An 11,094-nucleotide genomic window follows, 5' to 3' on the forward strand; every position below is an offset into this window, starting at 1 on the left:
CAGACGGGAACGCGGCCTCGCTGTGTGTTCTGGGGATCAGCCCAGGGGCTCAGACGCCGTACTCGGCCAGGCCCTCGACCTGGTGGGTGCACAGGTCGTCGACTTCCCAGGGCACGGCCGCTCGCGGAGCGGGCAGGGGGTGCTCGGGGTGTGTCAGAGCGAAGGGGAGCTGTGCGCAGTCGTCGATCAGCTCACGCATCGTGGTCGCTTCGGGGATCGTCACATGCCGACCGTATGACGGTGGTCTGACCTGCGGTAGCCCTACCAAACGGTAGTCTTCACAGCTGCACTCATCCGGGTGAGTTGTCACGTAGCGCAACAACGTAAGGGAGAGCCGACGTGCCGGTAGCCGTGTGCGGCAGCATCGCGACCGACCATCTGATGCACTTTCCGGGTCGATTCGCGGACCAGCTGGTCGCGGAGCGTCTCGACCGCGTGTCACTGAGCTTCCTGGTCGACGACCTCGTGGTCCGGCGCGGTGGTATCGGCGCGAACATCGCGTTCGGTCTCGGCGTGCTCGGCGTGCGGCCGGTGCTCGTCGGCGCCGTCGGCAAGGACTTCGACGACTACCGCTCGTGGCTCGACCGGCACGGCGTCGACACGTCCGGCGTGTACGTGTCCGAGGTCGCGCACACCGCGCGGTTCGTCTGCACGACGGACGACGACATGTGCCAGATCGCCTCCTTCTACGCCGGCGCGATGGCCGAGGCGCGCAACATCGAGCTCGCGCCGATCGCGAACCGCGTCGAGAACCTCGAGCTCGTCGTGATCAGCCCCGACGACCCCGCGGCGATGCTCCGGCACGCCGAAGAGTGCCGTCAGCGCGGTTTCAAGTTCGCCGTCGACCCGTCGCAGCAGCTCGCCCGCATGGACGGTGAGCAGGCGCGCGCGTTCATCGAGGGCGCCGAGTACCTGTTCAGCAACGACTACGAGTGGGAACTGCTGCTGCAGAAGACCGGCTGGACCGAGGCCGACGTCCTCGCCCGCGTCGGCAAGCGCGTCACCACGCTCGGCGCCAAGGGCGTCGAGATCGTCGACCGCGACGGCTTCTCGCTGCACGTCCCCGCGGTCCCCGAAGTCGCGAAGACCGACCCGACCGGTGTCGGCGACGGTTTCCGCGCCGGTTTCCTCGCGGGCATCACCGCGGGTCTGGGCATCGAGCGCGCCGCTCAGCTCGGGTCGCTGATCGCCGTCGAGGTGCTCGAAACCGTCGGCACGCAGGAGTGGGTGCTGGAGCGCGAGGCGGCGCTCGCCCGCATTCGCGGTGCGTTCGGTGACGAAGCCGCGGAGGAGATCGCCCCAGTCCTGCCATGATCCGCACAGTCCTGCCATGATCGGACAATGGGGACGTACCTGTTCGGTGACGCCGGTGAGTTACACGGTCCGCACTTCGACGCGCTGAGCTCCCTGCTCGACGCGGGCACGTTCGCCCGCGTCGAGCAGCTCGGCGTGGCCGACGGCTGGCGCTGTCTGGAGGTCGGGGGCGGCGGGGGCTCGGTGGCGAACTGGCTCGCCGACGTCGTCGCCCCGTCCGGGCACGTGACGGTCACGGACGTCGACGTGGCGCGGCTCGAGGAACGCGACAACGTCACCGTCCTGGAGCACGACGTAGTATCCAATATATTGCCGGGGAACGCGTACGACCTGGTCCATGCGCGTCTGGTGCTGTTCCACCTTCCCGCCCGCGACGCCGTCCTGCGCAAGCTGCGCGACTCGTTGCGTCCCGGCGGCTGGCTCGTGCTGGAGGAGTTCGACTGCCTCCCGCTCGAGGTCCTGTCGACCGGGCCCGGATCTTCTGGTTCCGACGACGCGAAGCTGATCATGCGGGTGAAGAACGCCCTGCTGACGCTGCTCGACCACGCCGGCGCGGAGCTCGCGTGGGGCGCGCGCATCGAGAAGGCGTTGCTCGACACCGGGCTCAACGACGTCAGCGGCTCCCGCGAGGTGCAGGAGTGGGAGGGCGGCTCACCGGGGTGCCGGCTGCTCGCCACGACCGCGGGCAAGGTGCGGGACAAACTCCCGCTCTCCGACGACGAGTTCGACCGCTACCTCGAACTGATGGCGTCGCCGGAGACCGTCGTCAGCTCGTACGCGATCTGCAGCGCGCAAGGTCGTCGATGAGAAAGGGCCCCTCCGGAGAGGGGCCCTGATCCACTAGAGCTTGACCGGGTAGTGCGGTTCCGGCACCACCGGCTTGATGCGGTCCTCGACGAAGATGCCGTGCCAGATCATGAACACCAGCAGCGCCCAGATGCGGCGGCTGTGGTCGAGCACGCCCGAACGGTGCTCCTCGATCAGCCGCAGCACCGCGGTCTTGTCGAGGTACTGGTCGGTCTGCGAGCTGCGCACGATGTCGACCGCCCAGTCGTGCATCTCGTCCTTGAGCCAGTGCCGGATCGGCACCGGGAAGCCGAGCTTGCGGCGGTTCAGCACGTGCGCCGGCACGATGTCGCGGATCGCCTTGCGCAGCGCGAACTTCGTGGTGTCCGGCGTGATCTTCAACTCGCTCGGGATCTGCGAGGCGATCTTGAAGACCTCGGGGTCCAGGAACGGGACGCGCAGCTCCAGCGAGTTCGCCATGGTCATCTTGTCGGCCTTGACCAGGATGTCGCCCCGCAGCCAGGTGAACAGGTCGACGTGCTGCATGCGCGTGACCGGGTCCCAGTTGCGCGACTCGCGGTACGGCTGGGCCGTGACGTCCATGTGCGACACGTTCGGGTCGTACGTCCGCAGCACCTGGCGCAGGTGGTCGTCGAGGAAGATGCGCGCGTTGCCGTAGTAGCGCTCCTCCAGCGTGAGCGCGCCACGACGCAGCAGGTCCTTGCCGCGCACGCCGTGCGGGATCTTCGTCGAGACCTTGCCCATCGCCTTGCGCAGCGCGCCGGGCACCTTCTCGAACGCCGAGAGCGACAGCGGCTCGCGGTAGATCGTGTACCCGCCGAACAGCTCGTCCGCGCCCTCACCGGACAGCACGACCTTCACGTGCTGACGCGCCTCACGGGCGATGAACCACAACGGCACCAGCGCCGGGTCGGCCACCGGGTCGTCGAGGTACCAGGTGATCAACGGCAGGGAGTCCATCATCTCCTGCGCGCTGACCGTGCGGACGACGTGCTTCACACCGATCAGCGCCGCGGACTCGGCGGCCACGTCGACCTCGGAGAAGCCCTGGCGCTCGAACCCGGTGGTGAACGTGATCAGGTCCGGGTTGTGCTCCTTGGCGAGCGCCGCGACCACCGTCGAGTCGATGCCGCCGGACAGGAACGAGCCGACCGTCACGTCCGCGCGCATGTGCTTGGCGACCGAGTCGCGCAGCGCCGAGGTGATCTCGTCGTACAGCGCGTCCGCCTCGGCCTCGCTGCGGACCGTGCGCACCTTGAAGTTCGCCGGGAAGTAGCGCTCGAACTGGGGCGTCTCGCCCGGCACCAGCGTGAACGAGTGACCGGACTCGACGCGGAAGATCTGGTCGTGCAGCGAGGCGGGCTCGGGCACGTACTGCAGCGTCAGGTAGTGCTGCAGGCCCTTGACGTTCATCTGCGGGTTGATCGCGAGCGTGCGGGCGAGCTCCAGCAGGATCTTCTTCTCGCTGGAGAACCCGACGCCGAGCTGGCCCTGCGCCCAGTACAGCGGCTTGATGCCGAACGGGTCGCGGCCGCCGAACAGCATCTTGCGCTCGGCGTCCCAGATGATGAAGGCGAACATGCCGCGCAGCTTCGTGATCGCCGCGGGACCGAAGTAGTGGTAGGCGGCGACGATGGTCTCGGTGTCGCCGTCGGTGTGGAAGACCGCGCCGTACTTCTCGGTGAGCTCGGCGCGCAGCTCCAGGTAGTTGTAGATCTCGCCGTTGAAGTTGATCGTGTACCGGCTCGGCGACTCCGGCGGGCCCCAGGTCAGGGGCTGGTGGGAGTGCTCGATGTCGATGATGGCGAGGCGGTTGAAGCCGAACACGACCTCGTCGACCCGCCGGGTGCCGCTCTCGTCGGGGCCGCGGTGCCGCATGCAGCGCAGAGCGGCTTCCACCGCCGGGCGTGCGCTCTCGGCCTCGTTCTCGCTAGGGCAAACAAGTCCTGCCAGGCCGCACAAGGGTCTCGCACCTCACAAGAAATACGACGGGGAAGGTCCCAGTATGCCGAAGCGGCTTTGTGTGACCGAAACTGCACCGCAGCGGCGGTGCCCCCAAGGGGTGAGCGTGGTTGCGCTGGGCTACGCTCCCGCTTGATCCGTTGGCATGGCCAGTTGTTTGTGAACGAGGAGGCGGGCGAGCAGTGGGCCTGAAGGAGGGCACCAGGGCATCCCGGCTGGCGAAGACCGCCGGGCTGGTCGGCCTGGTCGGTATCGGGGCCACCGGTTGCTCCACGGACGAGGTGCTGCGCTTCGGCTGGCCGCAGGCCGTCACGCCGCAGGCCGAGAAGATGCGCGAGCTCTGGACGTGGTCCGTGATCGCCGCGCTCGTCGTCGGCGTCATCGTGTGGGGCCTGATCCTGTGGTCGGTGGTCTTCCACCGCAAGAAGTCGGAGGAGTTGCCGCGTCAGACGGCGTACAACCTCCCGCTGGAGATCGTGCTCATCGTCGTGCCGACGGTGATCGTGGCGGTGTTGTTCTACTTCACCGCCATCACGCAGAACTACGTCACGGACAAGTCGGGCAAGCCCGACGTGAACGTCGATGTGATCGCGTTCCAGTGGAACTGGGAGTTCCAGTACCCGGACCACAAGACCGAAGAGGGCAAGGTCGTCAGCACGGTCGGCACCTCCGGCGAGGTCCCGATCATGGTGCTGCCGGCGCACAAGCGCATCCAGTTCACGCTGCGCTCGACCGACGTCATCCACTCGTTCTTCGTGCCGGAGTTCCACTTCAAGCGGGACGTCTTCCCGCACCCGGAGAAGAACAACCAGGACAACGTCTTCCAGATCGACCAGATCGACCGTCCGGGTGCGTTCGTCGGCCGTTGCGCCGAGCTCTGCGGCTCGTACCACGCGGTGATGAACTTCGAGGTCCGCGCCCTGAACGAGGCCGACTTCGACAAGTACATCGAGCTCCGCAAGGAAGTGAACGCCAAGACGGGCAAGCCGTACACCACGGCCGAGGCGCTCGCGCAGGTCAACTGCGGTGAGCTGTGCGCGCCGCTGGCCACCACGACCACCCCGTTCAACACCGACCGGAAGGCCCGTGAGGCCTCCGGCGCGGGTCAGAAGTAGGGACACGCCCCGCGATGAAGATCGAAGCTCGCGTATTCGACCTGGTGATGGGTTTCTCGTTCCTGATGGCCGTCGTGTACGGCTACTGGACGCACGCGGCGACCGGCCACGTCGAGCCCACCGGCACGGTGGCGCTCGCGCTGACCGGTGGTCTGGCCCTCATCACCGGCACCTACTTCCGGTTCGTCGCCCGCCGCATCGAGGTGCGGCCGGAGGACAACCCCGAGGCCGAGGTGTCCGACGGCGCCGGTGACCTGGGCTTCTTCAGCCCGGGCTCGTACTGGCCGGTCGGTCTCGCGGCCGCGGCGGGAACCGCGGCTGTCGGCGTGGCGTTCTGGCACGTGTGGCTGCTGGTGATCGGTGTCGTCCTGGTGCTGATCATGGTCGGTGGCCTGGTGTTCGAGTACCACACCGGTCCCAACCACGACTGACACAACCCATATCCAGTACATCGGATATCAGTTCGCCGAGGCCCTCTCCTTCGTGGAGGGGGCCTCGGCCGTTTCCGGAAGCGATATCCACCATGTGATGTATCGCATATCGGATATCGCCCTGTCCGATATATCGCATATCGCGAGAAAGGCCCTTCCCGCCATCACGGCGGGAAGGGCCTTTCTCGGGTCCTCAGCGAGCTTCTGAAGCCTTACGCGGCGACCGGCGTCTTCTGGTACGCGTCGACGTACTCCTGGCCGCTCAGGTCCAGGATGCGGTAGATGATCTCGTCGGTGACGCTGCGCAGGACCGGCAGCGACTCCTGCATGCCGTCGTAGCGGCTGAACTCGAGCGGCTCGCCGAAGCGGACCGTCACCGGGACGATCTTCGGGAACCTGCTGCCGACCGGCTGCACCTTGTCCGTGCCGATGATGCCGACCGGCACGACCGGGGCCCCTGACTCGAGCGCCATGCGGGCGACGCCCGTGCGGCCGCGGTGGAGCTTGCCGTCGAGCGAGCGGGTGCCCTCCGGGTAGATCGCGAAGGCGTCGCCACGACCGAGGATCTCGGCGGCGGTGTCGAGCGCGGCGCGCGCGTCACGGCCCTTGCCGCGGTGCACCGGCACGTGGCCCATCGAGGAGAAGAACCAGCGGGACAGCGAACCCTTCACACCGGTGCCGGTGAAGTACTCCGCCTTCGCGAGGAACGACACGCGTCGCGGCACCACCATGGGGATCACGACGCTGTCGATGAAGCTGAGGTGGTTCGCCGCCAGGATGACCGGGCCGTCGGTGGGGATGTTCTCCAGCCCTTCCACCACAGGGCGGTAGACAAGACGGGCTGCGCGCGCGACGACATGCTTCATCACCGGGTAGAGGACCATGCCTCCAGCATTCCAGGTGGCGATTGCCGCCGCGTTACCACGTGGTGCGCATCTCCGGCCCATCACTCGCTCGGACTACGCCTGTGCGGCGGCCGTGCGAGGACGGTCACGCGCCGACGACGACGCGTGACCGAAATGCTCCGCTACCCCTTCAACGCGGTGGAGAGCTCCACCCAGCGGCCCAGCAGCGTCGCCGCCCTGCCCGAGTCGACGGCGTCGGCCGCGCGGCTCAGCGAGGCCGACAGATCGGCGTGCAGGTCGCCGGAGAACCCGCCGTGCGCCGCGATGGCCCCGGCGGCGTTCACGAGTACCGCGTCGCGCACCGAACCGGGCTTGCCGGCCACGAGATCACGGACCACCTGGGCGTTGACGGACGCGTCGCCGCCCTTCAGGTCCTCCTCGCGGGCGGGCTTCACGCCGAGCACCACCGGGTCGATCGTCTCCGCGCGCACCTCGCCGTCCTGCGCGAGCCACGCGGACGTCGTCGTGGTCGTGGTGATCTCGTCGAGGCCGTCGTCGCCGCGCACCACCAGTGCCGTGTTGCGGCGGCGGGCGAACACGCCGGCGATCAACGGCGCCGCGGCGGCACGGGCACAGCCGATCAGGCCGACCTGGGGCTGTGCCGGGTTCGTCAGCGGGCCGAGCAGGTTGAACGACGTCGGGATGCCGATCTCGCGGCGCACCGGGCCCGCGTGCCGGAAGCCGGGGTGGAACACCGGCGCGAAGCAGAAACCGATGCCCAGCTCGGCCACGGTCGCCCGCACGCCCTCGGGCGGCAGGTCGATCGCGACGCCCAGCGCCTCCAGCACGTCCGCCGTGCCGCACTGCGACGACGCCGCGCGGTTGCCGTGCTTCACCACGGGCACACCCGCGGCGGCCGTGACGATCGCGGCCATCGTCGAAATGTTCACCGAACCGGAATGATCGCCGCCGGTGCCCACGATGTCCGTCGCCCGCACGCCGACGTCGAACCGCCGTGCGTGGTTGAGCATCATCGTGGCGAGGCCGTCGATCTCCTCCGGCGTCTCACCCTTGGCGCGCAGCGCGACGACGAACGCCGCGATCTGCGCGGGCGTCGCCTCGCCCGACATGACCTGGTCCATGCCCCAGGCCGTGTCGTCGGCGGTCAGGTCGACGCCGTCGAGCAGTCTGTTGAGCAGCGAAGGCCACGTGCGCTCGGTCGCACCTGCTGGCACCGGGATCAGCCCTTGACGACAGGAACAGCCGAGCCCCGCAGCACCTCGGCCACGGTCTCGGCGGCGGCCAGCGGGTCCAGCGGGTGCACGAGCACCGCGTCGGCCAGTGACCAGGTCGCGAGCCAGCGGTCGTCCTTGCGGCGCACCGCCACGACGATCGGCGGGCAGTTCGTGATCTCGTCCTTGAGCTGGCGGGACAGGCCCATGCCACCGGTCGGCTGCGCCTCGCCGTCGAGGATCAGCAGGTCGACGGTGCCGTTGTCCACCTCGTAGAGGACGTCGGCGATCGCACCGGCCTCGACGAAGTCGACGCGCGGGAGGTCCGGCGCCGGGCGGCGGCCGACGGCAGTGATGATCGTCTCACGCACCTCGGGCCGGTGGCTGAACACCAGGATCTTCGTGGTCTGCGTGCTCATCTCACGATCCTCCAGAAAGTGACCAAGGTCGCCGCGATGCTATCGGGCGGGCTGCAGCGCGTCCCACCCCAGGGCTTCCCCGCCCAGTCGCTGGGCGAGCGACGCCATCCGCGAACGCTCCTGGGCGCAGTGCAACGCGTCCAGTTTCTGCACCCGACTGATATGCGATATATCACCTGCGACGAGCACCCAGCCGTCTGGAGTGAGCAGCTCTCGCGCGCGTTCTACCTGGTCAGAAGGTATGCGGGCGTGATGCCGGAGCACGGCGAGCTCGTCGGGACGCCACTGCGGGGAGCGGGCCAAAGCGGCCGAATCGGCTTCCGCGATGTCGAACGCCTCGACGACCACGACGAGCGCCGGGTCGTCGATCGACAACGCCGGTTCGTCCTCTCGTCCCACGAGTTGGCGCAGCGTGTCCCGCAATCGGCCCAGCAAACCCATCCGTTGATCTCCCTCGCGATCACCCGCCGTGTGACCCATCCGACCCATGATCCGCCCAGGACCCGATGGGCGGACGGAAATAGCGCAGGCAATAATGCTGCGCGTGACCACGGCAGCGCCTTCAATCGGCCAGCGCGTGCACTCGCTGAACCGTCCGAACATGGTCAGCGTTGGCACGATCGTCTGGCTGTCCAGCGAGCTCATGTTCTTCGCTGGCCTCTTCGCCATGTTCTTCACGGTGAAGGCCCAGAACAGCACGGGGCATTGGCCCCCGCCCCCGACCGAGCTGAACGTCCCCTACGCGGCCTTCTTCACGATCATCCTCGTGGCGTCGTCGTTCACGTGTCAGTGGGGCGTGTTCGCTGCGGAGCGGGGTGACGTCTTCGGTTTGCGTCGCTGGTACATCGTGACGCTGATCATGGGCGCGATCTTCGTCGGTGGCCAGGCGGGTGAGTACTACCACCTCGTCCACGAGGGCACGACGATCCCGTCGTCGGCCTACGGCACGGTCTTCTACCTGACGACCGGCTTCCACGGCCTGCACGTCATCGGCGGTCTGATCGCGTTCGTCTTCCTGTTGATCCGGACGAAGCTCAGCAAGTTCACGCCGGCACAGGCCACCGCATCGATCGTCGTGTCGTACTACTGGCACTTCGTCGACGTCGTGTGGATCGGCCTGTTCGCCATCATCTACATCGTGCCCTGACTTAGCCAGCACGCAGCCAAGCCACGAGCTCCCGAACTGACAGCAAGGGTTGCCGCACACCATGACCACCACTACGAAACGCCCGCGCGGCGCCCGCACGAAGCTGCGTCGCAGGGTCGCGGGTCTGCTCGCGCTGGGCTTCGCCCTGCTCAGCGCAGGCATGCTGTTCGCCGCGTTCGCGCCCCAGGCGCAGACCGCGTCGGCGCAGCAGCAGGACGCCCTGGTCCGCCAGGGCGAGCAGATCTACCTGAACACCTGCCTGAGTTGCCACGGCGAGTCCCTGCAGGGCGTCAAGGACCGCGGGCCGAGCCTGGTCGGCGTCGGCGACGCCGCGGTCTACTTCCAGACTTCCTCCGGCCGCATGCCCATGGCGCGGCAGGAGGCGCAGGCCATCCGCAAGCCGGCGAAGCTCACCCCCGAGCAGATCAACGCGCTGATGGCCTACATCACCGCGAACGGCGGCGAGGGCCCGAAGAAGCCCTCCGAGACCGGTGAGGGCCTGCGCGGCGACAACCCGGCACGCGGTGGCGAGCTCTTCCGCCTCAACTGCTCCAGCTGCCACAACTTCACGGGTCGTGGTGGAGCGCTGTCGTCCGGCAAGTTCGCGCCGACGCTCGACGGGGTGACCGAGGAGCAGATCTACACGGCGATGCTGACCGGCCCGCAGAACATGCCGAAGTTCGGCGAGCGTCAGCTCACGCCGGAAGAGAAGAAGGACATCATCGCGTACGTCAAGTCGGTGACCGACGGGAACAACAACTCCGGCGGTAACCCCCTGGGCGGGTTCGGACCCGTCTCGGAAGGCTTGATCGCGTTCATCGTGGGCATCGCCGCGCTCATCGGCGTGACCCTCTGGATCGGAGCCAAGGCATGAGCGGCGACAAGCCGATCGAGCTGCCCAGCGAGGCAGAGCTCGCGGAGATGAGCCGGGACGACCTCGTCAAGCTCGGCACGAAGATGGACGGCGTCGAGCTCGTCCACTACGAGGAGAAGTTCCCGGTCCCCGGCACCCGCGCAGAGCGTCGTGCCCAGCGCGTGGTCGCGCTGTGGTTCATGATCTCCGCGCTGTCGGGCCTCGCCTTCCTCGGTGTGTTCCTGTTCTGGCCGTGGCAGTACGAGGCCCCCTCGAACGAGCACGGCCACCTGCTGCACATGCTCTACAACCCGCTGATCGGCCTGTTCCTGGGCCTGTCGGTGGTGGGCCTGGGCGTGGGCGCGCTGCTCTACACCAAGAAGTTCATCCCGGACGAGCTCGCGGTCCAGCAGCGGCACGACGGCCCGTCGGCCGAGGTCGACCGCGCCACCCTGGTCGCCGAGCTCGCCGACGCCGGTGACCGCAGCGGCATCGCCCGCCGCAGCCTGATCAAGCGCACCGCCGGTCTCGGCGCCGGTGTGCTGGGTCTCGGCGTGGCGGCCGTCCCGCTGGGCGCGCTGATCAAGAACCCGCACTCGGACAGCGAGACCAAGGCGTCGCTGTGGCACACCGGCTGGAAGGCCGAAAAGGGCGAGAAGGTCTACCTCCGCCGCCACACGGGCAACTTCCACGAGGTCTCCCTGGTGCGTCCCGAAGACGTCGAGCCCGGCGGCTTCGAGACGGTGTTCCCGTTCCGGGAGTCCGAGCGCGACGACGAGCACGCCCTGGTCGCGGCCCTCAAGAGGTCCGACGCCCCGGTCATGCTCATCCGCCTGCGCCCGAACCAGCCGGTCACCAAGCGGGCCGGTCAGGAAGACTTCAACTTCGGCGACCTGTACGCGTACTCCAAGATCTGCACGCACCTGGGTTGCCCGACGTCGCTGTTCGAGCAGCAGACCGGTCTGCTGC

13 protein-coding genes are annotated in these 11,094 nt (G+C 68.1%); 7 read left to right on the top strand and 6 right to left on the bottom strand.

Going from position 1 to position 11,094, the window contains the following annotated elements:
• Positions 1 to 49 precede the first annotated feature (49 nt).
• On the bottom strand, positions 50 to 223 hold the full coding sequence (locus tag B0F77_RS48060; protein WP_158102806.1) for a hypothetical protein: 174 nt from the start codon (positions 221 to 223) through the stop codon (positions 50 to 52).
• Positions 224 to 381: 158 nt separating this feature from the next.
• On the opposite strand from B0F77_RS48060, the gene B0F77_RS24130 reads away from it, so the two are divergent.
• Together B0F77_RS24130 and B0F77_RS24135 are read left to right on the top strand one after the other, a co-directional pair.
• Complete coding sequence (locus B0F77_RS24130; RefSeq protein WP_086665264.1) at positions 382 to 1,314, top strand: carbohydrate kinase family protein; 933 nt, start codon at positions 382 to 384, stop codon at positions 1,312 to 1,314.
• A 27-nt stretch (positions 1,315 to 1,341) separates the two neighbouring features.
• Positions 1,342 to 2,121 (top strand): class I SAM-dependent methyltransferase, encoded by a 780-nt coding sequence (locus tag B0F77_RS24135; protein ID WP_086665247.1) that lies wholly within the window; start codon positions 1,342 to 1,344, stop codon positions 2,119 to 2,121.
• A gap of 33 nt (positions 2,122 to 2,154) precedes the next feature.
• Here B0F77_RS24135 and asnB read toward each other — a convergent pair whose 3' ends face one another.
• Positions 2,155 to 4,083 (bottom strand): asparagine synthase (glutamine-hydrolyzing), encoded by a 1,929-nt coding sequence (asnB, locus tag B0F77_RS24140; protein WP_086665248.1) that lies wholly within the window; start codon positions 4,081 to 4,083, stop codon positions 2,155 to 2,157.
• Positions 4,084 to 4,265: 182 nt separating this feature from the next.
• Here asnB and ctaC point away from each other — a divergent pair, with 182 nt between their 5' ends.
• Entirely contained in the window at positions 4,266 to 5,198 is a 933-nt protein-coding gene (gene ctaC, locus B0F77_RS24145; RefSeq protein ID WP_211293974.1) for an aa3-type cytochrome oxidase subunit II, read from the top strand.
• 14 nt (positions 5,199 to 5,212) lie between these two features.
• A complete protein-coding gene (locus B0F77_RS24150) occupies positions 5,213 to 5,629 on the top strand; it encodes a cytochrome c oxidase subunit 4 (RefSeq protein ID WP_086665249.1) in 417 nt (138 codons plus the stop codon).
• Positions 5,630 to 5,841: 212 nt separating this feature from the next.
• Here the strand turns inward: B0F77_RS24150 and B0F77_RS24155 are convergent, their stop codons facing one another.
• The 4 genes from B0F77_RS24155 to B0F77_RS24170 all read right to left on the bottom strand — a co-directional run bounded on the left by B0F77_RS24155 (position 5,842) and on the right by B0F77_RS24170 (position 8,566).
• Entirely contained in the window at positions 5,842 to 6,513 is a 672-nt protein-coding gene (locus tag B0F77_RS24155; protein ID WP_086665250.1) for a lysophospholipid acyltransferase family protein, read from the bottom strand.
• A 143-nt stretch (positions 6,514 to 6,656) separates the two neighbouring features.
• Positions 6,657 to 7,709 carry an anthranilate phosphoribosyltransferase gene (gene trpD / locus B0F77_RS24160; RefSeq protein ID WP_086665251.1) on the bottom strand — a complete coding sequence of 351 codons (1,053 nt, stop codon included), beginning with the start codon at positions 7,707 to 7,709 and terminating at the stop codon, positions 6,657 to 6,659.
• 5 nt (positions 7,710 to 7,714) lie between these two features.
• The gene (locus B0F77_RS24165; RefSeq protein ID WP_086665252.1) at positions 7,715 to 8,125 is read right to left on the bottom strand and encodes a hypothetical protein; all 411 of its coding nucleotides are present in this window, start codon (positions 8,123 to 8,125) and stop codon (positions 7,715 to 7,717) included.
• A 39-nt stretch (positions 8,126 to 8,164) separates the two neighbouring features.
• Complete coding sequence (locus B0F77_RS24170) at positions 8,165 to 8,566, bottom strand: hypothetical protein (protein ID WP_086665253.1); 402 nt, start codon at positions 8,564 to 8,566, stop codon at positions 8,165 to 8,167.
• Positions 8,567 to 8,660: 94 nt separating this feature from the next.
• Here B0F77_RS24170 and ctaE point away from each other — a divergent pair, with 94 nt between their 5' ends.
• The 3 genes from ctaE to B0F77_RS24185 form a co-directional block, all read left to right on the top strand.
• Complete coding sequence (ctaE, locus tag B0F77_RS24175) at positions 8,661 to 9,272, top strand: aa3-type cytochrome oxidase subunit III (RefSeq protein WP_086665254.1); 612 nt, start codon at positions 8,661 to 8,663, stop codon at positions 9,270 to 9,272.
• 61 nt (positions 9,273 to 9,333) lie between these two features.
• Positions 9,334 to 10,146 (top strand): cytochrome bc1 complex diheme cytochrome c subunit, encoded by an 813-nt coding sequence (gene qcrC / locus B0F77_RS24180; protein ID WP_086665255.1) that lies wholly within the window; start codon positions 9,334 to 9,336, stop codon positions 10,144 to 10,146.
• Positions 10,143 to 11,094, top strand: a 952-nt coding sequence (locus B0F77_RS24185) for a menaquinol-cytochrome C reductase (RefSeq protein ID WP_086665256.1), incomplete at its 3' end; no start/stop codon positions are given. The genes qcrC and B0F77_RS24185, both read left to right, overlap by 4 nt.

The organism is Lentzea kentuckyensis, from assembly GCF_002150765.1.
GTDB lineage: Bacteria > Actinomycetota > Actinomycetes > Mycobacteriales > Pseudonocardiaceae > Lentzea > Lentzea kentuckyensis.

Coding starts and splice junctions, on each gene's coding strand:
- B0F77_RS24130 (WP_086665264.1), top strand. CDS start 382: ATGCACTTTCCGGGTCGATTCGCGGACCAGCTGGTCGCGGAGCGTCTC.
- B0F77_RS24135 (WP_086665247.1), top strand. CDS start 1,342: ATGGGGACGTACCTGTTCGGTGACGCCGGTGAGTTACACGGTCCGCAC.
- B0F77_RS24150 (WP_086665249.1), top strand. CDS start 5,213: ATGAAGATCGAAGCTCGCGTATTCGACCTGGTGATGGGTTTCTCGTTC.
- B0F77_RS24155 (WP_086665250.1), bottom strand. CDS start 6,513: ATGGTCCTCTACCCGGTGATGAAGCATGTCGTCGCGCGCGCAGCCCGT.
- B0F77_RS24165 (WP_086665252.1), bottom strand. CDS start 8,125: ATGAGCACGCAGACCACGAAGATCCTGGTGTTCAGCCACCGGCCCGAG.
- B0F77_RS24170 (WP_086665253.1), bottom strand. CDS start 8,566: ATGGGTTTGCTGGGCCGATTGCGGGACACGCTGCGCCAACTCGTGGGA.
- ctaE (WP_086665254.1), top strand. CDS start 8,661: ATGCTGCGCGTGACCACGGCAGCGCCTTCAATCGGCCAGCGCGTGCAC.
- qcrC (WP_086665255.1), top strand. CDS start 9,334: ATGACCACCACTACGAAACGCCCGCGCGGCGCCCGCACGAAGCTGCGT.